Consider the following 24,408-nt stretch of genomic DNA (forward strand, 5'->3'; position numbering starts at 1 on the left):
AAGCAGCCTCGCGGCTGCGCTACTTTCACTCCCCGCCCTTGAGGGACGGGGTTTCTCGGAGCAAATCGGATGAAAGGTGACGCATGAGTCTGCCGACCGGACGCGAGGCGACGCTGCTTGCGTTCGACTATGGTGAAAAACGGATCGGCGTAGCGGTCGGCAATTCGCTCACGCGCAGCGCGCGGCCGCTCGTGATCGTGCAGAACCGCAGCCGCGAATACCGTTTCGAGGAAGTCGGCAAGCTGATCGCCGAGTGGAAGCCGGATGCGCTGATAGTCGGCCTGCCGATGCACCCGGACGGCGTGCCGCACGAAATGACTCAACTCGCAAAGCGCTTCGGCAATCAGCTGAACGGCCGCTTCAATCTGCCGGTGACATGGATCGACGAGCGCTATTCGTCGGTTGAGGCGAAGGCGGCAATCCGCGCCGGCCACGGTCGCGCCGACATGCTCGACGCCGAAGCCGCCAGCATCATCCTCCAGCAATATTTAGACGGACTTTCCGACGATCATGAGTTTCATTGACGCCGAAGTGCTCTATCGCGCTCTGCTCGAACAGATTCTCGCGGCTTATGGCGACAAACTCGGCGGCGCCGACGGTGCCGTGCTGGCCGGTATTTACAGCGGCGGCGCGTGGCTCGCCGAGCGTCTCGCGCACGACCTGAACGTGCCGAGCTTCGGCGTGGTGAACGTCGCGCTGCATCGCGACGATTACGCGAAGAAAGGTCTGCACTCGCAGGCGAGCCCGACCTCGCTGCCGTTTTCCGTCGACGGCCGCCGCATCGTTCTGGTCGACGACGTGCTGTACACCGGGCGCACGATTCGCGCGGCGCTCAACGAGCTGTACGACTACGGCCGCCCGGCATCGGTCGAACTGGCGGTGCTCGCCGATCGCGGCGGGCGCGAATTGCCGGTGGCGGCGCGCTTTGTCGGCGGCGTGGTGAATATTCCCGCTGACGCCACGCTCGTGCTGGCCCGCACGGACGGCGGTGAAGCGGGCGGCGCGCCCGGTTCGCAGCGTTTCACGTTTCACACAGAAACACGCGTCGATTGAAGCCCGTATTTGAAGCAGGTACAACACCATGAACACCGCCACCCAAGCTCCCAAGGATTCCGCCGATAGCGCCACCGAGCGCTTCCGTTATGGCTTCCTGAAGGGCAACCCGCAGCTCACGAAAAACGGCGAGCTCAAACATCTGTTGTCGATCGAAGGCTTGCCGAAGGCGATCGTCAATCACATTCTCGATACCGCCGAGCAGTTCGTCAGCGTGACTGATCGCGAAGTGAAGAAGGTGCCGCTCCTGCGCGGCAAGTCGGTGTTCAACCTGTTTTTCGAGAATTCCACGCGCACCCGCACCACCTTCGAGATCGCCGCCACGCGTTTGTCGGCCGACGTGCTGAATCTGAACATCAACGCGTCGTCCACCAGCAAGGGCGAATCGCTGCTCGACACGATCAACAACCTGTCGGCGATGCATGCCGATATGTTCGTCGTGCGCCATGCATCGAGCGGGGCGCCGTATCTGATCGCCCAGCATTGCGCGCCGCACGTGCACGTGATCAATGCCGGCGACGGTCGTCATGCACACCCGACCCAGGGTCTGCTCGACATGTACACGATCCGCCACTACAAGAAGGATTTCACGAATCTGCGGGTCGCGATCGTCGGCGACATTCTGCATTCGCGGGTGGCGCGTTCGGACATTCATGCATTGACCACGCTCGGCGTGCCGGAAGTGCGCGCGATCGGTCCGCGCACGCTGCTGCCGGGCGGGCTCGAACAGATGGGCGTGCGCGTGTTCCACAACCTCGACGAAGGCCTGAAGGACGTCGACGTGATCATCATGCTGCGTCTGCAGAACGAGCGGATGAGCGGCGCGCTGCTGCCGTCGGCGCAGGAGTACTTCAAGAGCTGGGGTTTGACGCCGGAGCGCCTCGCGCTCGCCAAGCCCGATGCGATCGTGATGCATCCGGGTCCGATGAACCGCGGCGTCGAAATCGACTCGCAGGTGGCCGACGGTCCGCAATCGGTGATTCTCAATCAGGTGACGTTCGGCATCGCGGTGCGCATGGCGGTGATGGGGATCGTCGCGGGCAATCACGATTGATCTCGCGACGGCGCGCTCCCATACGCGGCAAGTACCCGACAAGTCACGCAGAACTTAGCTGAACCATAAGGCGGCGCATGAAGATTCACATTCAAGGCGGCACGCTGATCGATCCGGCAGCGGGCACCGAACAGCAGCAGGACATTTTTATCGCGGCGGGCAAGATCGCCGCGATCGGCAACGCGCCGGCCGATTTCCACGCGGAGAAAACGATTGACGCCAAAGGCCTGTCGATCGCACCGGGTCTGGTCGACCTGTCGGCGCGCTTGCGCGAACCGGGCTACGAACACAAGGCGACGCTCGAATCCGAAATGGCCGCGGCGCTCGCCGGCGGCGTGACGAGCCTCGTGTGTCCGCCGGACACCGACCCGACGCTCGACGAGCCAGGCCTAGTCGAGATGCTCAAGTTCCGCGCTCGCAATCTGGACCAGGCACACGTGTATCCGCTCGGCGCATTGACCGTCGGCCTCAAGGGGCAGGTCATCACCGAGATGGTCGAGTTGACCGAAGCGGGCTGCATCGGCTTCTCGCAGGCCGACGTGCCGGTGGTCGATACGCAGGTGCTGATGCGCGCATTGCAGTACGCGAAGACCTACGGCTACACCGTGTGGCTGCGCCCGGTCGATGCGTACCTCGGCAAGGGCGGCGTGGCCGCGAGCGGCGCGCTGGCGTCGCGGCTCGGTTTGTCCGGCGTGCCGGTGTCCGCCGAGACCATCGCGCTGCATACGATTTTTGAACTGGTCCGTGTGACCGGCGCGCGCGTGCATCTTTCGCATGTGTCGTCGGCGGCGGGCATTGCGCTGATGCGCGCGGCGAAGGTCGAAGGCTTGCCGGTGTCGTGCGACGTCACCGTGAATCACGTGCATCTGATCGACGTCGACATCGGCTACTTCGACGCGCAGTTCCGGCTCGATCCCCCGCTGCGTCAGCAGCGCGATCGCGAAGCGATCCGCGCGGGTCTTGTAGATGGCACGATCGACGCGATCTGCTCCGACCACACCCCGGTCGACGACGACGAAAAGCTGCTGCCGTTCGCCGAAGCCACGCCGGGTGCGACCGGGCTGGAGCTGTTCCTGTCGCTGACGGTCAAGTGGGCCGACGAAGCAGGCGTGCCGTTGGCGAAGGCGCTGAACCGCATCACCACGGCGCCGGCCGACGTGCTGAAGCTGGATGCCGCTGGACGTGTTGCCGTGGGCGCCGTCGCCGATCTCTGCGTGTTCGACCGCAACGCGTATTGGCGCGTCGAACCGCGTGCATTGAAGAGCCAAGGGCACAACACGCCATTCCTCGGCTACGAACTGCCGGCGCGTGTGCGTGCGACGATCGTGTCCGGTCACGTCGCGTTCGAACAGCGCTAATATCCGCGCTATTGCCCAGTTATTGCCCAGTTAGGGAAAGCTCCGACAAATGAAGCTAGCGTTACGCAAGGCCCGTCTCGTCGCGCATCTGCTGCATGGTATGTGGATCGTCGCGACGCGCTTTCCAAAAGCCGGCGCCGACGTCCGGCAGGCGCTCAATCGCGCGTGGTCGCTGAAAATGCTGCGTCTGTGCGGCATGCAACTGGTCGTGCATAACGACAGTGCGCGGCTCGATCGCGGCGCGCTGGTGGTTGCCAATCACATCTCGTGGATCGACATCTACGTGATCAATGCGTGGCGGCCGACGCCGTTCGTCTCGAAGGCCGAGATCCGTCAGTGGCCGGTGGTCGGCTGGCTCGCGCAGCAACTGGGCACGGTGTTTATCCAGCGTGAGAAGCGCAGTGATGCGAAGCGGATCATGCATGAACTGGCCGACCGCCTGAGCGCGGGCGAGCTGATGTGCGTGTTTCCGGAAGGCACCACATCCAACGGTCTGACGCTGCTGTCGTTTCACGCGAATATGTTCCAGGCGGCCGTGTCGGCGTCAGCGGCGGTTCAGCCGCTATGCATCATGTATGAAGACGCGCAGGGCCGGCAATCGACCGCGCCCGCCTATATCGACGACGTCACGCTCGCCGATTCGCTGAATATGCTGTTGCGCGGCGGCCCGTTGACCGCGCATGTGTATGTCGGCGCGCCGCTCGCACCGGGCGCCGACCGGCGCATGTTGGCCGCGGAAGCGGAAGGGGTGGTCGCGGCGGCGCTGCGGGAGATGCAGGCGCGCATGGTGGGTATGGCGGGTTCCACTGCGACTGAGGTGATCGCGGCGCCCGCCGCAGCGTCCGCGCTGATCGAACCGCAAGCCGCAGCGCCTGCCGCCACGCCCGCGCTGATCGACCCGGTCGATCAGTCCGGCCGTTCGGTTTAATTGCCGCCCATCGGCGCGCGGCAGTTGTCGCAGTCGACCTGGATCAGCGTGCGTTCTGCCGGATCGTCGGCAAGACGAACGGCGGAGAGTTTCTCCCCCCATACGCAGCCCGAATCCAGACCGATCAGGTTGTCGCGCAAGGTCAAGCCAAGCGCGGCCCAATGGCCGAAGACGACCGTGGTATCGGCGGTCTTGCGCGACGGCACGTCGAACCACGGCATGTAGCCGGCCGGCGCGGAATTCAGGCCGCCGCTGGTGCTGAAATCCATCATGCCTTCGAGATTGCAGAAGCGGATGCGCGTCAATGCCATGCACGTTACTCGCAACCGGTCGATGCCTTTGAGGTCTGGCTTCCAGTAATTCGGCTCATTGCCGTACAGGCCCGCAAGCGTCTCCTTCCAGCTCGGCGCGCGCAGCGCGCGCTGCAATTCGTCGGCGAGTTCCAGGGTCAGCGCGGCGTCCCATTGCGGCAACACGCCCGCGTGCACCATCAACATGCCGTTTTCAAAGTGCGCGAGCGGCCGGTGGCGGACCCATTCGAGCAGGTCCTCAGCGTCCGGTGCGGCGAGAATGTCGTCGATCGTGTCGCCTTTTTTCGACTTGCGAATCCCCGCCGACACCGACAGCAGATGCAGATCGTGATTGCCCAGCACCGGCACCGCGCGATCGCCGAGCGCGATGATGTCGCGCAGCGTGGCGAGCGATTCGGTGCCACGGTTGATCAGGTCGCCGGCGAACCACAGCGGCGTGCCGGCCGGCGGCGCGGCCTTGGCCAGCAGTTGCTGGAACGGCGTGCGACAGCCTTGCAGGTCGCCGAAGGCAAGAGGAAGCGGGCGCGGCTCGGGGCGGGCGGTGGGAATGGTGGAAGCTGTCATCGAGGGATCGGTGCTAATCGGTACACGCGGGTACATGTGGATAAGCGAAAAAGGTACCGCGCGGGCCGCGTTGAGCGGTGCAACATATAAGCGTGACATAATAGCCCGTTTGATGCACTGGTATTGTGACCGTCGCCGTCAGGAGCCGGCGGGAGCCGTTGCCGACAATGCCGCACGCGATACTGCAACACAACAGGATGACTCTCGTGAACGGAGGAAGCATGTCGTCTTCCCATACAGCGCAACCGATCCGTACGCTCGTCACCGGGGCGAGTGGTTTCACCGGCCGCTATCTGGTTGATAACCTGCTCGCTAAAGGTCACACCGTGATTGAAACGGTGGCCGGGCGCAATGAGCCCGAAACGCCGACGCGGCTCAGGCTCGACATCACGTCGCCCGAGGCATGCCGGCGCGTGATCGAAACGGCGCGGCCCGATTACATCGTCCATCTGGCGGCAATCAGCTTTGTGGGCCATAACGATCCGCTCGACTTCTATCGCGTCAACGTGATCGGTACGCTGAATCTGCTGGAGGCCTGCGCAGCCGTCGGTCACACGCCGCGCAAGCTGTTGATTGCAAGCAGCGCAAATGTTTACGGTAACGTCACCAGCGACGCCATCGACGAGACCTTCCCGGTCACGCCGGTCAATCACTACGCCGCCAGCAAGGCGGCGATGGAAACGATGGTGCGCACCTGGTTCGACCGGTTGCCGATCCTGATCGTGCGGCCGTTCAATTACACCGGTCGCGGGCAGACAACGAACTTCCTCGTGCCGAAGATCGTCGAGCATTTTGCGCGGCGCGAACCTTCGATTTCGCTCGGCAATATCGACGTTGCACGTGATTTTTCGGATGTGCGCTATGTGGCGAGCGCTTATGAAGCGCTGCTCGAATCCGGCGTCGCCGGCGAAACGGTCAATGTTTGTACGGGCACGCCTTATACGCTTCGGGAAATTCTCTCTGCGGCGAGCGATTTGACTGGGCACGAGCTCGAGATACAGATCAATCCCGCGTTCGTACGGCAAAGCGATGTGAAGATGCTGGCCGGTTCGCCTGCCAAGTTGCGCTCGCTGGTGCCGGAAGTCGAGGCTATTCCCTTCATGGATACGCTGCGCTGGATGCTGGCGGCTTAGTTAGCGACTGGGTTGGCGATTTAATCAGCGGTCTTTCATCGATATTCGTGCTGTGCCGTAGCGCGCCGGCTTGCTACAACTGGCGCGTATGTCTCTACTCCTTCAATCGCGCGCCCCTTCCGCGCGATCTTGCCCTAAAAGCCGCGACCAGCGTCGATTGGACGCGCGCCTCCCCACGTCCGTGGGCCGCCGACAGCGGCACTTGCGACAAATTGTCCCGAACCGACCCCAACGGAAACCGGGTTTGTCAAGCTGTTTCAAGTTGTTAGGGTTCTGGTTTTTACCCGGGGCGGCTTTATAATCGGGGCTTCATTAAGATTGGCGTCTGAGCGTCCGTTTTCGGTATGAGGATTGGCGACGGCGTCGACAAGAATCGAACACTACAATTTGGGGCGTGCGTTCGGGCCAGCCGTGTCCGATCCACCACGAACATCTGGAAGGGAATTTCATGATTCTGGTAACGGGCGGCGCCGGTTTTATCGGCGCCAATTTTGTGCTCGACTGGCTCAATGCGTCGGACGAAGCGGTCTTGAACGTCGACAAACTGACCTACGCCGGCAATCTCGGTACGCTCAAGTCGCAACAGGCCAATCCCCGCCATGTCTTCGTGCGGGCCGATATCTGCGACCGTGCTGCGCTCGACGCGCTCTTCGCCGAGCATAAACTCCGTGCCGTGCTGCACTTCGCCGCGGAAAGCCATGTGGATCGTTCGATCCATGGTCCGGCCGATTTTGTGCAAACCAATGTGGTCGGGACCTTCACGCTGCTGGAAGCGACCCGCAGCTACTGGAATGCGCTCGGCGATGCCGACAAGGCCGCGTTCCGTTTCCTGCATGTTTCGACCGACGAAGTGTTCGGCTCGCTCTCCGCTACCGATCCGCAATTCTCCGAAACCACGCCGTACGCGCCGAATAGCCCTTATTCGGCCACCAAGGCGGGTTCCGATCATCTGGTGCGTGCCTACCATCACACGTATGGCCTGCCCACGCTCACGACGAACTGCTCGAACAACTACGGTCCGTACCAGTTCCCCGAGAAGCTGATTCCGTTGATGATCGCCAACGCGCTGAGCGGCAAGGCGCTGCCGGTGTACGGCGACGGTCAGAACGTGCGCGACTGGCTGTATGTCGGCGACCATTGCAGCGCGATCCGCGAAGTGCTCGCGCGCGGCGTGCCGGGCGAGACGTACAACATCGGCGGTTGGAACGAAAAGAAGAACCTCGACGTAGTGCACACGCTGTGCGACCTGCTTGATCAGCTGCGTCCGAAAGCGGGCGCCTCGTACCGCGATCAGATCACGTATGTGAAGGATCGTCCGGGTCACGACCGCCGTTATGCGATCGACGCCCGCAAGCTCGAACGCGAGCTTGGCTGGAAGCCGGCTGAAACGTTCGAAACGGGCCTCGCGAAGACGGTTCAGTGGTATCTGGACAATCAGGAATGGTCCGATGACGTGGCTTCGGGTGAGTATCTGAAGTGGGTTGAGACCAACTACGCGCAGCGCGCGTAAGGGCACGGCTATGGCGCGCAAAGGCATTATTCTCGCAGGCGGATCGGGTACGCGGCTGTATCCGATTACGCACGTCGTATCCAAGCAGCTGCTGCCGGTCTACGACAAGCCGATGATCTACTATCCGCTGTCCACGCTGATGGTGGCCGGCATTCGTGAGGTGCTGATCATCTCGACGCCGCAAGACACACCGCGCTTCGAAGCCATGCTCGGCGATGGCAGCCAGTGGGGCATGAACGTCCAGTACGCGGTGCAGCCTTCGCCGGACGGCCTCGCGCAGGCGTTCATCATCGGGCGCGACTTCGTGGGTAACGATCCGTCGGCGCTGATTCTCGGCGACAACATTTTCTACGGCCATGATCTCGCGAAGCAGCTGGAACGCGCCAATGCGCAGGATCAAGGCGCTACCGTGTTCGCCTATCACGTGCACGATCCTGAGCGGTACGGCGTCGTCGAGTTCGACAGGCAGTTCCGCGCGCTGTCGATCGAGGAGAAGCCGGCCAAGCCGCGCTCCAACTACGCCGTCACCGGTCTGTACTTCTACGACAGGCAGGTTTGCGATATCGCCGCCGATATCAAACCGTCGCCGCGTGGCGAGCTTGAAATCACCGACGTCAACTCGCATTATCTGGCGAACGCCGCACTCAATGTGGAAATCATGGGCCGTGGCTATGCGTGGCTCGACACGGGCACGCACGATTCGCTGATCGAAGCCGCAACCTTCATCGCCACGCTGCAAAAACGCCAGGGTCTGGTGGTGGCGTGTCCGGAAGAGATTGCCTACCGGCAGGCGTGGATCGACGCGGAGCAACTGCTGACGCTCGCCAAGCCGCTCGCGAAGAACGCCTACGGGCAGTATCTGCAAAACATTCTTACGGACCACGTCGCATGGCCATCCAAGTAATCGCTACGGCGCTGCCTGAAGTCAAGATCATCGAGCCGAAGGTGTTCGGCGACGCGCGTGGCTTCTTCTTCGAAAGCTTCAATGCGCAGGAGTTTGCCGAGAAGGTCGAGCCTGGTGTCGAGTTCCTGCAGGACAACCACTCGCGCTCGGCGAAGGGCGTGTTGCGTGGGCTGCATTATCAGATTCAGCATGCGCAGGGGAAGCTCGTGCGCGTGGTTGAAGGCGAGGTGTTCGATGTGGCGGTCGATATCCGCAAGAGCTCGCCGAATTTCGGCAAGTGGGTTGGCGTGACGCTGTCGGTCGACAATCATCGGCAGTTGTGGGTGCCGCCGGGTTTTGCGCACGGCTTTGTCGTGTTGTCCGAATCGGCGCAGTTTCTCTACAAGACCACCGACTACTGGTTTCCCGAGCACGAGCGCAGCATCGTCTGGAACGATCCGGCGATCGGCATCGAGTGGCCGATCGACTTCGAGCCGCTGCTGGCTGCGAAGGATGCGGCGGGTAAGCGTCTTGCCGATGCTGAACATTTCGCGTGAGATTTTCAATGACGACGCGTGATGAACGAACAATACTGCTGACCGGCGTTAATGGCCAGGTTGGCTTCGAATTAGCGCGAACCCTGCAGGGGTTGGGCAAAGTTGTTGCGCTGGACCGTAGCGCGCTGGACCTCGCCGATCTGGATCAGGTGCGGCGTATGGTCCGGGAGGTGAAGCCTGGATTGATCGTCAATCCGGCGGCTAACACGGCTGTCGACAAAGCCGAAACCGACGTCGACGCGGCCATGCGTCTGAATGCCGAGGCACCTGGCGTGCTGGCGGAAGAAGCGAAGCGCCTCGGCGCGGCGCTGGTTCACTATTCGACGGACTACGTATTCGACGGCACGAAAGACGGTGCGTACGTCGAGGACGATGCGGTCAATCCGCAGAACGTTTATGGCAAAAGCAAGCTCGCGGGCGAGCAGGCGATTGCGGCGGCGGGTTGCGCGCATCTGATCTTTCGCACCAGCTGGGTGTACGGCACGCGGGGCAAGAACTTCCTGCTGACCATGCTGCGTCTTGGAGCGGAGCGAGATGAACTGAGTGTGGTCGCGGATCAATTCGGCGCGCCGACTTGGGCAAACACGATTGCGGCGCTGAGCGCGAATGTGCTGGCGCAGGCAGTCAGACCTGATCAGTGTGATTGGTGGCAGGAGCATTCCGGCGTTTATCACTTGACCGCGTCGGGTGCTACGTCCTGGCACGGTTTCGCCGAAGCCATCTTCGAGTATTCGGATCTCGCGAAAAAGCCGGCTGTCAAACCGATCCCGGCTGCGTCCTATCCGACGCCGGCCACGCGCCCCAGCAACTCGCGCATGTCGAACGACAAGCTTGCCGATACTTTCGGCGTACGAGCGCCCGATTGGCGCGACGCGTTGCGTTTGTGCATGGCGGTGAGTTGAGCGGCGAATCGATCACACCGCGCACGGGCGCGGCGGTGGTTTTCTACAATCCCGATGCGGCCTGCGTCGAACGGGCCAACCGGCTCGCGGCGACGATGCATTGCGTGGTTGTCGACAACACACCTTCTGTCCGCGCGGCGAGAGAGCTTGGCCTATCGGATGCGGTTGAATACTTGCCTAACGGCGAGAACGTAGGTATCGCGACGGCGATCAATCAGGGTGTCGAGGCGCTGATTCGCGGCGGTTTCGAGGTGGCGATCCTGTTCGATCAGGACAGCGAGCCACCCGCGTCCTTATTCACCGAGTTGCCGATGGTCATTGCGCGGGCCAATGCATCGGGCGACCGCGTCGCGCTGGCGGGGCCGGCCTACGACGATGCGCGCCTGCGAGGCATCGCGCCGTTCGTCCGCTTCAAATGGTGGACGCTGGAGCGAATTGCTCCAGAAGGCGATCAGCCCATCGACGTCGACTTCCTGATCTCTTCCGGATCGTGCATCAACCTGCGGTGGTGGTCGAGCATCGGTCCGATGGAAGACGCGCTGTTCATCGACTTCGTCGATCTCGAATGGTGTGTGCGTGCGACACAGAAGGGCTTTCGAGTGCTTGGCGTACCCTGGGTGCGCATGAGCCACGAACTCGGGGGCGAGCCGGTCCGCGTACTGGGACGCGCCTATCCGATGCACAGCCCGCTGCGGCACTATTACCAGTTTCGCAATGTGATCGCGTTAATGAAGCGCTCATCGATGCCGATGACCTGGAAGAGCACCGAACTCATCAAGCTGCCGGTGCGAATCGTAATCTACTGCTTCTTTCCCGAGCAGCGAAAGGAGCATTTTGCGATGGTGTGGCGCGGGGTTCGCGACGGATGGTCCGGGCGGCTTGGCGTGTACCGGCACGGTTGAGATGTGCGGGAACAAGTTGGGTGCCACCCGGCTGTTCTGACAGACGCCCTGTAGTTCTTCAATCGAGGATGTGCTTGCGCGGCGGATCGGCCAAGGAGAAGGGCGGCACCTGCGTGCTGAGCGACAGATTTGGGTTGTAGGCCGGATCATATTCGAGCTTACCCGCCCAACGGTTCTCCATCCATCGAACTTCCTTTACGAATCGATCGTACTTGTCCGGATCCATGTCGGAGCCGCGCGTGGCCGATTCATGGTGGTACAACTGAGCGTACGGCGTCCACACATTCCTATAGCCGGCTTCGCGCACTCGTAAGCAGAAGTCGACGTCATTGAATGCGACCGCCAGCCCTTCGTCCAGCCCGCCTACTTCGTCGTAGATCGATTTGCGGATGACAAGGCAAGCCGCAGTCACTGCGGATAGATTCTGCGCAGTCACCGCCCGGCCGAAATAGCCAAAGTGCCCACGCTTCATCTTGTGATGCATGTGGCCGGCAATGCCGCCCAGGCCGATCAGCACCCCGCCATGCTGCAGCGTGTTGTTCGGATACCAGAGCGCGGCGCCAACCGCGCCGTTGCCGGGCTGCGAGGCGATACCGACCATCTCGTTGAGCCAATCCGGCGAAATCACCTCGATGTCGTTGTTCAACAGGCACAGATACTCGCCGGTAGCGATGGCCGCGGCGCGATTGTTGAGTGCGGAGAAGTTAAATGGCGAGTCATCGCGAAGAATGCGAACGTTGGGCTTTTTGCCGATCTCCGCGAAGTAGCTCAACGTCTCTTCTTTGACGCTGCCGTTATCTACGACGATGATTTCGTAGTCGGGGTAGATGGTTCGCAGGAAGATGCTGTCGATGCATTGGCGAAGCAGGCCGACGCCGTCACGCGTCGGGATGATCAACGACACTTTCGGCACGGGCCGGGGCACGGCGTAGCGAACCCGCAAGAGTCCCGGTTCTTCGAAGAGGTGTTCCACGGTGGCATCCGCGTGAACGCGTTTCAGATGCTCCTCTAGAGCGCGGATCGCGGCCAGCAGCGCATAGGGCTTCTCGCTCCCGCTGCTGGCAGTGCTGCCCGGTGCGATGCGCCAGTGGTAAAGAACGTGCGGAATGTGCACGACCTTGTCGTGGCCGGCGATTTCGACGCAGCGCAATGTGAGGTCATAGTCTTGGCTTCCCTCGAAGCCTTTGCGAAAGCCGCCCGCTTCGCGGATCAATGCGGTTTCGAACACGCCTAGGTGGGAGAACATGTTCTGCGTCAGGAACATTTGTGGGTTCCAGTCGCTTTTGAAATACGGCGCTGTTCGTTTCCCGTCGGTGGTCAGTTTATCTTCGTCGCTATAGAACATGCGACCCGTTGGGTGCATGTTGATGTAGTGCACGACCATGAACAGAGCGTGTGGCGGAAGGATGTCGTCGTGATCCAGCAGCGCGACGTATTCCCCGGATGCGATGGCAAGCGCACTGTTGCTTGCCTCGGAAATATGTCCGTTTACGTCCCTGAATACGATCTTGATTCGTGAATCCTCGGCTGCGGCGGCCTTGAGGATCTGTTTCACGCTGGGGTTCGGCGAAGCGTCGTCAGCGACACACAGTTCCCAGTTACCGTAGATTTGGTCGCGTACGGACCGGATCATTTCCGCGAGGAATCTTTCGTCGCTGTTATAGGTCGGAACCACAATCGAAATTAACGGCTTACGATCGAACGAGGCCTGCATAGCCTCGGCACGCACGCGCTCCGTGCTTGTTATCGAGTCGTTGCGCTCGATCCAGTCGTGGTACACCTCGTCAGAAGGGGGACTATCAGCGAATCCGGCGCCGCTGCGCAGGCGAGCGAGTCGTGCGCATAGACCGGGCACGCCTTCGCGACGCAAGGCAGCCGCGTAATACTTGAGCGTGCCCGCAAAGCCACCGCGAATCTGAGCCTGTCGTTGAACTGTCTGAAACGCCAGACGTGCCGCAATAGCGAAGCTGGACAAGCTTCGCAGCGGGGCCGTGACCCGCCACGAATAAGATGCACGTAACTCCTGAACTTCCACCTTCAGCTTGACGAGTTCGCTTTGCGCTCCGGTAGCCTCAGCGACACGCTCGAGAGCCTTTGCAAGCTGGCTCTCGAGTGAGGTGACGCGGGCATTTGCTGCATCCAGTTCTTGCCGCAGTTGTTGCTCGGAGAGTTCCACGTTCGAGCTTGCTGGTCCCGGGGCGTCGTTCGATTTTGGGTCAAGTGTCGTGACCATAGGGTGCGCGTCCTCAGGTTGTTTCGGTGTGGCGAAGCGTCAGCGAAGCCTCGCTCATCGGCAACCCGACCAGGCCGGTGGAAGAAGTTGCTGCCTCTGATTTGAAAAAAAATGCGTCATGCAGCCAGTGCAAAACCTGTTGCGATGGGCGTGATGCGTCGGCGACGGCTACGTCAACGGCGTAGTCCCCGGGTACAAGAATCGGCATGGCGAACGTGAACTCGCCGGTGACGGTTTCTCCGTCAGTCGAATCTACTGGTTTGTCGCGTGTTGCCCAGAACGTGTTGTCGCCGAATAGCATGCGTCCGAGCTTGTCCTTCACAGTGAAACCAATCACCGCTTCGCCAACGTGCCGCGCAATCCTCGCCGTGATACGTAGCGTTACGATCTCTCCGCCGATCGTCCATGACAAGGGGGTGCCATCGTCTTTGATCAGTTGGACAGCTTCAATTGTTGCTGCGCCATGTTGCTCGCCGGCATCGGCCGGATCGAACACGAAATTCGTTGCATCGATCATCGGACGAGACGTGAATTTCTTGCGTTGGTCTTCCCGGTTACTATCGGCGGAGACCGGCAACGGCGACAGTTCCGGCTCAATCTTGCTCTTGCCTTGTTGAGCCTCGTAGTAGGCTTCGAGGTATCGATTGCAGACGTCCTTCGGGTCACCGGAGTCAACGATCGAACCTCGGTCAATCCAGATCGCTTTTGTGCACAGGCTTCGAACCGCCGACGAATCGTGACTTACGAACAGGATCGTGCCCGTCTGCATGAACTTGCGCAGGAAGCGCATGCATTTCTGAGTGAAGAATGCGTCACCAACAGCCAATGCTTCGTCCACGATCAGGATGTCCGCGTCGACGTGCGCGATCACCGCAAACGCAAGGCGGACGAACATGCCGCTGGAGTACGTTTTAACAGGTTGATCGATGAACTTGCCTATGTCGGCGAAGGCGGCAATGTCATCGAAACGCTGATCGATCTGTTCTTTAGTCAGTCCGTGCAACTGGCCGTTCATATACACATTTTCGCGCCCAGTGAACTCCGTATCGAAGCCGGAGCCGAGTTCCAACAGCGCGGCGATGCGCCCCTGCGTTTGGACCAAACCTTCTGTCGGAGACAGTGTTCCACAGATGATCTGCAATAGTGTGCTCTTTCCAGAACCATTTCGCCCGATGATCCCGACCGTCTCGCCTCGGCGAACCTCGAGGTCGATTTTACGCAGCGCCCAGAACGTGCGAGCAGCATCGTGCGCTCGTTGTCGGAATTTCGCCTTTAACGAAGGAATTGGCGTTATGCGCGCGACTAGGTTATTGAGTGTCTGTCTGAGTCGATGCGCGGGATGTTCGTAGGTGCGAAAACCCTTTCCCAGAGCAGATACGCGGATCACAACATCAGATGACATCGGCGAATCCCTTGCGTGTTTTCTGGAACCACACAAAACCGAGCCACGCGACAAATGAGCTCAGCATCAGATATATGCCCCACATCGCCCAGTCGATAGGCTTGCCCCAAATCAGTACATTGCGGCTCTGTTCGATCGGGAACGTGAGGGGATTCCAGAACACAAATCTTTGAAACCGGGGCGGAAGCGATGACACGGGGAAGAAGATTGGCGAAAGGAACATCAGCGCCGTGACGAAAATTCCGATCGTTTGCCCAATGTCGCGAAGGAACACGCCAGTCGCGGAGAGTATCCAGGACGCGCCGAGAATCAACAGGCACAGCGGGATCAGTACGAGTGGCAGCAGCAGCGCGGTGATGGGTATATAACCCTGAAGCAGGAACTCAGCGGTGAGCAGGATAGCGATGCTTACACACGCGTGAAAGAGTGCGGATAGCAGGTACACGCACGGAAGAATCTCGAGCGGGAAGATGATTTTCTTAACGAAGTTGGCGTTCGCGAGCACCATTGATGGCGCGCGATTCACACACTCAGAGAAGACGTTGAACATGATCATGCCCGCGAACAGCACGACCGCAAATTGTGCGTGCGATCCCGGGACGGCGCTGTTGCCCCAGCGCGACTTGAAAACGCCGCTGAATACGAAGGTGTACACGCTCAGCATGAGAAGTGGCGTGAGCAAGGACCAGAATATGCCCAGCATCGAACCTTTGTATCGCCCGACGGCATCTCGACGGGCGAGATCAAACATCAATCGGCGATTCTTCACCATCGATGTAAGGAGGTACATCGGCGAGGCACTAAAACTTTGCATGGATCTCAGCTAGAGGATACGGCGAACCCGCGCGAGCGGGTAAGCTCCCTGCGAGCAGGGGCCTTACCCGTGCCAATCACACTTGACATGGCAACACCGCGTCGATTCTTGCCGTGGGATTCGCAAGGTGCGATTAACGCAGCATGTGCGTATTATCGCATAGCGAATTTCCTCATTTGCCGACAATGCGTGGCGTGTTGCCACGGCCGGCGTTCAATGCTTCATTTGTAACCAAATATTTGCATCGCTTCTCTTGCACTGTACTCGCAATGTGCCCTGACTTCGGGGGACAGTTCATTGCGCCAGGCGTCTATCCGGTCTGGGAGAAATGGCTGGCCGAGATTCCTGTGGCTTGGATTGGTCCGAAGTTCTGCGCCGCGTTTGCTTGCATCAAGCATGGAGTCCTGGAAGGGCACGCCGAGTAGGTCCGTGATGCGCGCGAGTACAGTAGCGGGAGCGGTAACCAACTCCTCGTATTTCACGAGCAGGTAGTTGGGTTTTTTGCTGAGCATCTTGTACAAATGTAAATTTGTGTAATTCCAGATCCGGGGGAAGTATTCTTCGATGCCGGGCGGAGCCCAGTTTACGTTCAACAACGACGCCACGGATCCACGAACGTCACGCACGATGTGGACGAACATGACCCGTGAATCGAGCAGGCCTACCTGTTCCAGCTTGCGGATAGAAAGCAGATCGTCAGGGGACTTGTCGCCGCAGAGGCGTTTGCCGCGCTTGCCTGCCAGCGCTCCGTAAATAGCCTCAAGCACGCCGGCCAGTGATGGGGCGGCACTGTTGACTGCGCCCCGGATCTCAGCTTCGGTAAGGTACGGTGCGAATACAGTTGAGTAATCATCTGATGCAATGATTGCCTCGGCTATGACCCTGGAGGCTTTTTCCCACGAACTGGTGCTGCCCGCGATATGTGCGGCCGTGCTGATGACGGTCGTCTGCATCGGAATGAAGATTTCCGAATGAAGATTTAGCGATTCTTTCAGCAGGGTGGTGCCGGAACGCGGCGATCCGAATACGATGAACATGGAAATGCAAACATAGAGTGAGGGTTGAGCCGTGCGCCTCTTGGCTACGGCTTACGTCGTGAGCATCTAGCTCATCGTATCTAAAGGGGAGGCGAGGCGCTACGCAGAGGGACGGCGCGCATGATGTAGTCAACCAAAGAGTCCGAGCACGCGTCGAGGGTTAGTTTCCCCGTGTCGAGAAGCAGGTCCGGGGCTTCCGGTGGTTCATAAGGGGAGTCGACGCCTGTAAAATTGAGAATTTCCCCATTAAACGCTCGGGCATACAGTCCCTTCGGGTCGCGGCGCCGACAGGTTTCCAGATCCGCCGCAACGAATACTTCATGCAAACGTTTGCCCACAACTTCGCGGGCTTTCGCTCGATCTGCCGCGAATGGTGCGATTGCGGCGACGAGCACTAGCAGCCCCGAGTCGGCCATCAAATTCGCCACGTGTGCAGTGCGGCGTACGTTTTCTGAGCGGTCGGACGCTGAGAATCCCAAGTCTGCGTTGAGGCCAGTGCGAAGAACGTCTCCATCCAGTAAATAAGTGCGATAGCCGAGGGCTTCGAGCCGTGGGCGCACGTGGTGACCTAGCGTTGATTTTCCTGCACCCGACAGCCCGGTCAGCCAGATCACGGCGTTTGGGTTTTCACGAGACTGCGAGTATACATCCTCTTGCCGCGCTTCCGGGGCTGCGCTAGGTCGGCCGTAGCTTACATGAAGCGATGCCGAACGGTCGGCGTGGGGGCGAAAGCTCATAGCAGTTAAGCATATATGTACATCTGGAGGCGGGCCATTATTGCAGACCACAAATTGTAAGGCGGCGATCAATGGTTACAGTTCGTTACAAGCTATAGTCAAACCTAGTGGCCTCAAACGAGTTTCGTGTGGAGCATCCTTCCACCTGCGGATTGGTAGGTAACGACGTTTGGTAAAATAACGGTGGATAAATTCTCGCGGGCCCGCAATCTGTTTTGGTCGCGGTCTCTCAGCACTTTCGAAGGAAGCGGCTTTCATGTCTAGTCAGATTGTCATTCGAGCGTCAGGAGTGACAAAGGGTTTTAGTTCGTATGAGTTGCCTGCCGATCGTCTGAAGCAAGGTGCGCTTAGCTTGGTCAGTCGCATTCTGCCGACCCAGTTGGGGCGTGAGTGTGCGCGCGCACAGTCGGAAACATACGGGAAGATGTTCTGGGCGCTGAACGGCGTCAGCTTCGACGTGGCCAAAGGTGAAACGATCGGCGTCATCGGACGCAACGGTTCAGGCAAGAGCACACTTCTGCAGATTGTCTGCCAGACGTTGAACCCGACCGGCGGCTCCGTGGAAACCACTGGTCGCGTTGCGGCGCTTCTGGAGTTGGGGTCGGGATTTGATCTGGAATATACCGGCCGCGAGAACATTTATCTGAACGCGCAATTGCATGGGTTGGCCCGGCGCCAGATCGACGAGCGTCTTGACGACATCATTGCGTTTGCGGACATCGGCGATTTCGTCGATCAACCTGTCAAGACATACTCCAGCGGCATGTTCGTTCGGTTGGCGTTCGCTGTCATTGCGCATGTCGATGCCGACATCCTTGTCGTCGACGAAGCGCTCGCCGTGGGCGATGCCTTTTTCAACCAGAAGTGTCTACGCTTTATGGACCGCTTTCGCGAGACGGGAACGATCCTTTTTGTCAGCCATGACACGTCGACGGTCAAGAAGCTCTGCACGCGTGTAATCTGGATCGACAAAGGCGTCGTCATGCAGTCAGGGGATCCTGATGAGGTGTGCGAGGCCTACCTGGAGGCATATTACGAGGCAGGGCTGCCGAATGCTGCCAACGCACCTGTAAAGCCGCTTGAACAACCGGCGCGCTCGCTTGTTGTCGAGGCCGGTCGCGATAACAGACTTTCTGAAGTCAATCAATCGAAGTACCGCAACGATATAGAGGTTTTGCGGTTCGAGCCCTCTGCCGCGTCTTTTGGCAGCGGGGATGCTCGCATTGTGAATGTTGAACTCGTTGACGAAGATGGCTCACCGCTCGCATGGGTTGTTGGGGGGGAGTCTGTCACGCTTCGGGTGACGGCACAGATCAGGAGCGAGATCGACTCAGCGATTGTCGGGTTTTTCTTCAACGATGGCTTGGGCCAGCCGTTGTTCGGCGACAATACCTACTTGAACTATCGGGACCGGCCGGTCTCATGTGGCGACGGCGATATTCTCGTTGCGCGTTTCACGTTTGCGATGCCGATATTGCCGACTGGCGACTATTCAATCAATGTGGCGATCGCCGACGGCACACAACAACGGCACGTTCAGCTTCACTGGATACACGACGCGTTGCCGGTCAAGGTCCACGCGTCCAGTACTGCGCACCATCTTCTCGCTATTCCTATGCTCCGGGTCGGCGTTACCACTTTGTCCGCCATCCGGTAACCAGAGCTTTTATGTCGAACAACCGTTTGGAAAATATTCACGGCGCGACGCCGAACACGGGCGTTGAGTCCGAACATGATGTTCAATCCGAGCAAGATCTTGCATGGGATGGTGAGCGCTATATCCCGGGGATGTCCACCGAGATTGAACTCGAGCACATGCATCGGTACGTCGTTGCGCGTAAACTGGCCGCTGGCCTGCGTGTACTGGACATCGCGTGCGGAGAGGGCTACGGCTCATATGCCTTGTCCAGTCTTGCGGCGTCAGTCATCGGTGTAGACATCAGTGAAGAAGCAATTCGTCATGCGCAAACACAGTATCTGCACCGGACATCGAATCTCGAATTCAAGGTGGGTTCAGCGGCCGATATTCCGTTAGCGAACGCAAGTGTCGATCTTGTCGTGAGCTTCGAGACGATTGAGCATCATGACCAGCACGAAGCCATGATCCGCGAGATCAAGCGAGTGCTGAAGCCGGGCGGCGTTGTGGTGATTTCAAGTCCGAATAAATATGAATATTCGGACGTGACTGGTTATGCCAATCCATGGCATGTCAAAGAGTTATATCTGGACGAGTTCGAATCGCTGTTGCGATCGCAGTTCGCGAATATAGACATGTATGGTCAGCGCGTGGTGACGGGGTCAGTTTTGGCCCCGTTGGCAGATGCGGTGTCGCACCTGCATACGCTGCCGGGGAAAGATGCGGAAGATGCCGCGGAGCACTCGGGAGTTGCTCGCCCGCTCTATTTCGTCGCCGTTGCGTCTGACGGCCCGTTGCCCTCGCTTGAGAGTAGTGTGTACGAGGCTGCGGAAGGGGCCAGCGCTAACCTGGGTAAGGTGCAGGACGGGCGCATCGAATGCAAATTATATTGGCACGTTGTCTCAGAGGACACGTGGACCGAGCGGCACGCGATTGGTAGCTACGTGCTAGCGGATGACAGTGAGCAGTCTGTTCGTCTGGAGATTCGCGAGCCTGGGGAGAGTGTGTCCGTGCGTGGGCTTCGGCTAGATCTCAGCGACCGGCCCTGCGCAATGCGTCTCGGAAGCATTGAGCTTCTCGATGCCGATGGCTCGGTTGCGTGGGCGTGGGACGGACAACCGCAGACGTTGGGTCAGGTGCATAGCTCGTACTTTCTGTCGTCGGTCGCGCCTGCCACGTTGATCGTGACGGGTGATGATCCCTGGTTCGAGGTGCCAGTTCCGCAAGAAGTTCTCGCGCGAGCAACGCAAGGTTGGGCGATCATCGTGCGGTTCGCCGCGCAGGGCAACATTGAGGCAGTCGGCGATCTTCTGCGTGAAACCGATACACGCATGCTGGAGCTCGTGCACGACATCGATGGGATGTCGGACTTGGTCCAGGTGCAGGATGAAACGGCGCCGGGTACGCCGAAGCATTCGGGGATTGATAGTCAAACTGCAAGACCAACTGCTGGCGTTGCGGAAAGCCGATGGGCAGCATTTGAGCGGGCGCGGGACGTAATAGCCGAAGCGGGCAGGATGAGGGTGGAAACGCAGGGGAGGCTCAGCGAACTACATAAGGCGATTGTGGAACGCGATAATCGCATTGCTGGGCTTGAACGGGATCGCGAGGTCTTTGCTGGCGAACACAGCCGGTTGGTGGCGGAACTCCTGCAGCGAGACGAGCAGGTGCGTCTTGTGGACGAACGGGTGCATTTGCGTGACGAGCAGATCAATAAGATAGTCGCGAGCACATCTTGGAAGATCACGAAGCCATACCGTTTTGTAGGGCGCTTGGCGAAAGGTGGGGAGCAGCGTTCAGCTGCGATCCGTTCGGCGGTGAAAATTCTCTATCGTCGACTGCCCGTGTCGGAACGGCTCAAGCGTCGCGCTAAAGGCGCATGCTTCCGTTTTTTCCCAAGCTTGTTTTCCCATACGCGCGCGTACAAGGATTGGGCGGAGTTGCGGGCACGACTACGTGGTGCAGCGGTGCCCGCGCCGGTGCCTCCGGCTAGTGATATTGGTCCCAACTCCAACATGCCAGCGCCCCAGATTGATGAAACGAATTTGGCATCGCAGGTTCTCCCGGTGACCGCAGTTAGTCCTGCAGCCGACTATCAGGCGCTCCCGCCGGTTGCGCCTCGCGAGGTGCCGATTCGTGCAATCGCTTTCTATCTTCCGCAGTTTCATCCGTTTGCGGAAAACGACGAATGGTGGGGACGGGGCTTTACAGAGTGGACGAACGTCACGAGGGCGGTGCCGCAGTTTGCAGGGCACTATCAACCTCATTTGCCGGGCGAGCTTGGTTTTTACGACCTTCGTGTTCCGGATGTCCAGCGCCGCCAGGTCGAACTTGCGAAGGCGGCGGGGCTCGGCGGATTTTGCTTCTATTTCTATTGGTTTGGCGGCAAACGCTTGATGGAAGCCCCAATCCGCCAATATCTCGATCACGCGGAATTCGATCTCCCATTTTGTCTCTGTTGGGCGAATGAGAATTGGACGCGCCGTTGGGATGGGCTTGATCAGGAGTTGCTCATTTCGCAGCATCACTCTCCTGAAGACGATATCGCGTTTATCGAACATGTTGCCAAGTACATGCGCGATCCGAGATACATCCGTATCGGTGGACGTCCCTATCTTATGGTGTACCGTCCGAACCTGCTGCCGGACGCGCGCGCGACAGTCAAGCGCTGGCGCGAGTGGGCCCGTGAAAACGGTCTGGGCGAACTCTATCTGGCATATACCCAATCGTTCGAGAAGGTGGATCCGCGTGAATATGGGTTCGACGCTGCAGTCGAATTCCCGCCGAACAACAATGAACCGCCCTCGCGAGCCGACAGCGTAACGTTCATCAACCGTAACCACGCTGGACACGTGCTCGACTGGACGCACTATGTGGAGCGAAGCCGGGCGTACGAGGCGCCAGATTACCGGCTGTTTCGTGGCGTCACGCCGTCGTGGGACAACGAGGCGCGCAAGCCTGGCCGAGGCACGGCTTTTGTTGGCTCCACTCCGAAGCTTTACGAAGAGTGGCTGTACAACGCGGCCGTTGAAACGGTCCGCCAGATTGAGGCCCCTGACGAGCGACTTGTGTTCATCAATGCATGGAACGAATGGGCTGAGGGCGCCCACCTTGAGCCGGACCGGAAATATGGCTACGCCTGGCTGCAGGCGACCAACGACGCATTGACGCGGGCTAACACGTTTACTAGCGGCCATCGGGTGGTGGTTGTATCGCACGATGCGCATCCGCATGGTGCGCAATTCCTTGCGTTGAATCTTGCTCGAACGCTTGCGACGGACTTTGGTGTCGAGGTTGCCATTGTTTTGCTCGGTGACGGCCGCCTGAGTGACGAATTTGCGCGTTGGGGTACGGTGTATGACCTCAAGGGTATAGATCCGGAAGGGGACGAAGCCCACGCATTGGTGAAGCGACTCGCTCGGCAGGGATTCAACGCCGCGTTGTGCAACACGACAGTGTCGGGTCTATTCGCCGGCACATTGACGCTAGGTGGTATCAAGTGCGTAGCGCTCATCCACGAATTGCAGGGCATGCTCGGCAAATATCAGCTCGAGCGCCACGCTGAGCAGATAAGCAAATGCGCGACGCAAGTTGTCTTTCCGGCGGCTTCGGTTCAAGAGTCGTTCGAGCAACTTGCACCGGTTGAAGGCGGCCGTGCTCTGGTCAGGCCGCAGGGACTTTATAAGCGAAACCTGCTGCGTGGGGATCGTGAGCGCGCGCGCTCATTGCTGCGCGAAAAACTTCATTTGCCGAAAGACGCGAAGATCGTGTTGGGTGTTGGCTTCGCCGATCATCGTAAAGGCGTGGACTTGTTCGCGCAGATTGGCTGCGAGTTGGCTTCCAATCTCGGTGATGTGTATTTTGTCTGGGTCGGCCATTGGGACGCGGATGCTCGAAGCGAAGTCGACGCTCGACTCGATGGTCACAGCACCCGTGCAAGGTTCATCTTCCCGGGTCTGGAGTCCGATACCGACGCTTACTACGCGGGCGCGGACGTTTTTGCATTGACCTCGCGGGAAGATCCATTCCCCTCTGTCGTACTGGAGGCGCTCGAAGTCGGAGTGCCCGTCGTTGCGTTCGAAGGTGCTACCGGAGCGAGTGATTTGTTGGTGCGGGGTTGTGGATTGCTTGCGCCGCTTGAGGACGTCTTAGCTTTCACAGGCGCGATTCGGGAGTTGCTGGAAAGTCCTGTGCGGGCAAATCAACTGGGCACGACAGGTGCTCGCATCATCGCTGAGGAATTTTCCTTCAGGCACTACCTGTACGATCTGCTTGATATGCTCGGGTGCGGGTTCAAACGTACGTCGGTGATAGTTCCTAACTTTAACTACGCGCGTTTCATCGGTGAGCGTCTGGATTCGATCCTCAAGCAGAAGTACCCGATCTATGAATTGATTGTGCTTGACGACTGTTCAACCGACGACAGCGTGGCGGTCATCAAGGCGAAGCTCGTCAATCAAATGGTCGACAACCGCCTGATTGTTAACGAATCCAATTCGGGTTCGGTGTTCGCACAGTGGAAGCGTGGCGTAGAAGTCGCGCGCGGTGACTATGTCTGGATTGCTGAGGCGGACGATCTGGCGCTGCCGGAGTTTTTGTCTGGGGTGACGGCGGGCTTCAATGATGAGTCGGTTGTACTAAGCTATTCCGAATCGAGGCAGATGGCCGAGTCCGGAGAGATTCTGTGCGACGACTACCGTGGCTACGTGGCCGACATTTCCACGACGAAATGGAACGAACCTTACGTGATCTCCGGAGCTAGTGAGATCCGCGATGCGTTGGCTGTCAAGAACACCATTCCGAACGTTAGCGCGGTGGTATTTCGGCGCTCTGAATTGGCCAGCGTGCTTCGGAACCATTTCGACGATGTGCAGCAGTTCCGGGTCGCGGGCGACTGGATGGTCTATCTTCGGGTCATGGAAGAGGGGAAGGTTGCTTTTGTCCCCGACTCGCTCAACTTGCATCGTCGCCATGGGCGTAGCGTGACCATTGGTGGGTTCGGCGAAGCGCAACTGAAGGAAATCCGCAGCATTCAGTTGTGGGTGAGAGAAACGTACGAGGTGGATGATTCGGTAGTCGCAATTGCAGATGGATACGCGCGTCACCTTTGTTCCCAGTTCAACCTGGACGATGGCCTACTCGACGGCGATTCAGCGACCATGCGAGGTTAAGCAGGTTACGGGGCGCGTGCCAGCGCGGTCGTACCGTATTGCCACAGCGCGGCGCGTTCTTTTTCGCGAGCGGAATCGGGGTAATCCTTGGACTGCCCGCATCCCCTCATGTCAATCCTGGCGATTTTCGTCGCCTGTTTGGTCGCCGCGGCCTGCACAGGGCTCTCATGCACACGATCACGCGGTGTTGTGGAAGACCACCCCGCTTCGGGGCGAACGAGTT

At 59.4% G+C, this 24,408-nt stretch carries 19 protein-coding genes; 13 read left to right on the forward strand and 6 right to left on the reverse strand.

Annotated features, from left to right (window positions below; translation table 11 throughout):
- The first annotated feature begins 83 nt into the window (after nt 1–83).
- From ruvX to SB772_RS14540, 5 genes are all read left to right on the forward strand, one after another.
- A complete protein-coding gene (gene ruvX / locus SB772_RS14520; protein ID WP_410833926.1) occupies nt 84–524 on the forward strand; it encodes a Holliday junction resolvase RuvX in 441 nt (146 codons plus the stop codon).
- The gene (gene pyrR, locus SB772_RS14525) at nt 511–1,053 is read left to right on the forward strand and encodes a bifunctional pyr operon transcriptional regulator/uracil phosphoribosyltransferase PyrR (protein ID WP_410833927.1); all 543 of its coding nucleotides are present in this window, start codon (nt 511–513) and stop codon (nt 1,051–1,053) included. The genes ruvX and pyrR overlap by 14 nt, the downstream gene beginning before the upstream one ends.
- Before the next feature lie 28 nt (nt 1,054–1,081).
- A complete protein-coding gene (locus tag SB772_RS14530; protein ID WP_410833928.1) occupies nt 1,082–2,107 on the forward strand; it encodes an aspartate carbamoyltransferase catalytic subunit in 1,026 nt (341 codons plus the stop codon).
- A gap of 77 nt (nt 2,108–2,184) precedes the next feature.
- Entirely contained in the window at nt 2,185–3,465 is a 1,281-nt protein-coding gene (locus SB772_RS14535; protein WP_410833929.1) for a dihydroorotase, read from the forward strand.
- A 49-nt stretch (nt 3,466–3,514) separates the two neighbouring features.
- The gene (locus SB772_RS14540) at nt 3,515–4,393 is read left to right on the forward strand and encodes a lysophospholipid acyltransferase family protein (protein WP_410833930.1); all 879 of its coding nucleotides are present in this window, start codon (nt 3,515–3,517) and stop codon (nt 4,391–4,393) included.
- On the opposite strand, the gene SB772_RS14545 is transcribed toward SB772_RS14540, so the two are convergent.
- Nucleotides 4,390–5,268, reverse strand: a complete 879-nt coding sequence (locus SB772_RS14545; protein ID WP_410833931.1) for a symmetrical bis(5'-nucleosyl)-tetraphosphatase — start codon at nt 5,266–5,268, stop codon at nt 4,390–4,392. The genes SB772_RS14540 and SB772_RS14545 overlap by 4 nt on opposite strands.
- 221 nt (nt 5,269–5,489) lie before the next feature.
- Here SB772_RS14545 and SB772_RS14550 point away from each other — a divergent pair, with 221 nt between their 5' ends.
- The 6 genes from SB772_RS14550 (at nt 5,490) to SB772_RS14575 (ending at nt 11,155) form a co-directional block, all read left to right on the forward strand.
- On the forward strand, nt 5,490–6,401 hold the full coding sequence (locus SB772_RS14550; RefSeq protein ID WP_410833932.1) for a GDP-mannose 4,6-dehydratase: 912 nt from the start codon (nt 5,490–5,492) through the stop codon (nt 6,399–6,401).
- A 448-nt stretch (nt 6,402–6,849) separates the two neighbouring features.
- Entirely contained in the window at nt 6,850–7,911 is a 1,062-nt protein-coding gene (gene rfbB, locus SB772_RS14555) for a dTDP-glucose 4,6-dehydratase (RefSeq protein ID WP_410833933.1), read from the forward strand.
- Between the two features lie 10 nt (nt 7,912–7,921).
- Nucleotides 7,922–8,815, forward strand: coding sequence for a glucose-1-phosphate thymidylyltransferase RfbA (rfbA, locus tag SB772_RS14560; protein WP_410833934.1), 894 nt, complete (start codon nt 7,922–7,924; stop codon nt 8,813–8,815).
- A complete protein-coding gene (rfbC, locus tag SB772_RS14565) occupies nt 8,800–9,351 on the forward strand; it encodes a dTDP-4-dehydrorhamnose 3,5-epimerase (protein WP_410833935.1) in 552 nt (183 codons plus the stop codon). The genes rfbA and rfbC overlap by 16 nt, the downstream gene beginning before the upstream one ends.
- An 8-nt stretch (nt 9,352–9,359) precedes the next feature.
- On the forward strand, nt 9,360–10,253 hold the full coding sequence (gene rfbD, locus SB772_RS14570; RefSeq protein WP_410833936.1) for a dTDP-4-dehydrorhamnose reductase: 894 nt from the start codon (nt 9,360–9,362) through the stop codon (nt 10,251–10,253).
- A complete protein-coding gene (locus tag SB772_RS14575) occupies nt 10,235–11,155 on the forward strand; it encodes a glycosyltransferase family 2 protein (RefSeq protein WP_410834014.1) in 921 nt (306 codons plus the stop codon). The genes rfbD and SB772_RS14575 overlap by 19 nt, the downstream gene beginning before the upstream one ends.
- Before the next feature lie 58 nt (nt 11,156–11,213).
- Here SB772_RS14575 and SB772_RS14580 read toward each other — a convergent pair whose 3' ends face one another.
- From SB772_RS14580 to cysC, 5 genes are all read right to left on the reverse strand, one after another.
- On the reverse strand, nt 11,214–13,388 hold the full coding sequence (locus tag SB772_RS14580; RefSeq protein WP_410833937.1) for a glycosyltransferase: 2,175 nt from the start codon (nt 13,386–13,388) through the stop codon (nt 11,214–11,216).
- Nucleotides 13,389–13,401: 13 nt separating this feature from the next.
- Nucleotides 13,402–14,790 (reverse strand): ABC transporter ATP-binding protein, encoded by a 1,389-nt coding sequence (locus SB772_RS14585; RefSeq protein ID WP_410833938.1) that lies wholly within the window; start codon nt 14,788–14,790, stop codon nt 13,402–13,404.
- Nucleotides 14,780–15,604, reverse strand: coding sequence for an ABC transporter permease (locus tag SB772_RS14590; RefSeq protein ID WP_410833939.1), 825 nt, complete (start codon nt 15,602–15,604; stop codon nt 14,780–14,782). The genes SB772_RS14585 and SB772_RS14590 overlap by 11 nt, the downstream gene beginning before the upstream one ends.
- 221 nt (nt 15,605–15,825) lie before the next feature.
- Nucleotides 15,826–16,641 carry a sulfotransferase family protein gene (locus SB772_RS14595; protein ID WP_410833940.1) on the reverse strand — a complete coding sequence of 272 codons (816 nt, stop codon included), beginning with the start codon at nt 16,639–16,641 and terminating at the stop codon, nt 15,826–15,828.
- Nucleotides 16,642–16,721: 80 nt separating this feature from the next.
- Entirely contained in the window at nt 16,722–17,378 is a 657-nt protein-coding gene (gene cysC, locus SB772_RS14600; RefSeq protein WP_410833941.1) for an adenylyl-sulfate kinase, read from the reverse strand.
- 256 nt (nt 17,379–17,634) lie between these two features.
- Between cysC and SB772_RS14605 the strand changes: the two genes are divergently transcribed.
- Together SB772_RS14605 and SB772_RS14610 are read left to right on the forward strand one after the other, a co-directional pair.
- Nucleotides 17,635–19,035, forward strand: a complete 1,401-nt coding sequence (locus tag SB772_RS14605) for an ABC transporter ATP-binding protein (RefSeq protein WP_410833942.1) — start codon at nt 17,635–17,637, stop codon at nt 19,033–19,035.
- 11 nt (nt 19,036–19,046) lie between these two features.
- Nucleotides 19,047–24,185, forward strand: coding sequence for a glycoside hydrolase family 99-like domain-containing protein (locus SB772_RS14610; RefSeq protein WP_410833943.1), 5,139 nt, complete (start codon nt 19,047–19,049; stop codon nt 24,183–24,185).
- The last annotated feature ends 223 nt before the right edge of the window (nt 24,186–24,408 follow it).

Origin of the sequence: Paraburkholderia sp. SIMBA_030 (assembly GCF_046535245.1) — a bacterium.
In the GTDB taxonomy this organism is placed as follows: Bacteria; Pseudomonadota; Gammaproteobacteria; order Burkholderiales; family Burkholderiaceae; genus Paraburkholderia.

Coding starts and splice junctions, on each gene's coding strand:
- ruvX (WP_410833926.1), top strand. CDS start 84: ATGAGTCTGCCGACCGGACGCGAGGCGACGCTGCTTGCGTTCGACTAT.
- pyrR (WP_410833927.1), top strand. CDS start 511: ATGAGTTTCATTGACGCCGAAGTGCTCTATCGCGCTCTGCTCGAACAG.
- SB772_RS14530 (WP_410833928.1), top strand. CDS start 1,082: ATGAACACCGCCACCCAAGCTCCCAAGGATTCCGCCGATAGCGCCACC.
- SB772_RS14535 (WP_410833929.1), top strand. CDS start 2,185: ATGAAGATTCACATTCAAGGCGGCACGCTGATCGATCCGGCAGCGGGC.
- SB772_RS14540 (WP_410833930.1), top strand. CDS start 3,515: ATGAAGCTAGCGTTACGCAAGGCCCGTCTCGTCGCGCATCTGCTGCAT.
- SB772_RS14545 (WP_410833931.1), bottom strand. CDS start 5,268: ATGACAGCTTCCACCATTCCCACCGCCCGCCCCGAGCCGCGCCCGCTT.
- SB772_RS14550 (WP_410833932.1), top strand. CDS start 5,490: ATGTCGTCTTCCCATACAGCGCAACCGATCCGTACGCTCGTCACCGGG.
- rfbB (WP_410833933.1), top strand. CDS start 6,850: ATGATTCTGGTAACGGGCGGCGCCGGTTTTATCGGCGCCAATTTTGTG.
- rfbA (WP_410833934.1), top strand. CDS start 7,922: ATGGCGCGCAAAGGCATTATTCTCGCAGGCGGATCGGGTACGCGGCTG.
- rfbC (WP_410833935.1), top strand. CDS start 8,800: ATGGCCATCCAAGTAATCGCTACGGCGCTGCCTGAAGTCAAGATCATC.
- rfbD (WP_410833936.1), top strand. CDS start 9,360: ATGACGACGCGTGATGAACGAACAATACTGCTGACCGGCGTTAATGGC.
- SB772_RS14580 (WP_410833937.1), bottom strand. CDS start 13,388: ATGGTCACGACACTTGACCCAAAATCGAACGACGCCCCGGGACCAGCA.
- SB772_RS14585 (WP_410833938.1), bottom strand. CDS start 14,790: ATGTCATCTGATGTTGTGATCCGCGTATCTGCTCTGGGAAAGGGTTTT.
- SB772_RS14590 (WP_410833939.1), bottom strand. CDS start 15,604: ATGCAAAGTTTTAGTGCCTCGCCGATGTACCTCCTTACATCGATGGTG.
- SB772_RS14595 (WP_410833940.1), bottom strand. CDS start 16,641: ATGTTCATCGTATTCGGATCGCCGCGTTCCGGCACCACCCTGCTGAAA.
- cysC (WP_410833941.1), bottom strand. CDS start 17,378: ATGAGCTTTCGCCCCCACGCCGACCGTTCGGCATCGCTTCATGTAAGC.
- SB772_RS14605 (WP_410833942.1), top strand. CDS start 17,635: ATGTCTAGTCAGATTGTCATTCGAGCGTCAGGAGTGACAAAGGGTTTT.
- SB772_RS14610 (WP_410833943.1), top strand. CDS start 19,047: ATGTCGAACAACCGTTTGGAAAATATTCACGGCGCGACGCCGAACACG.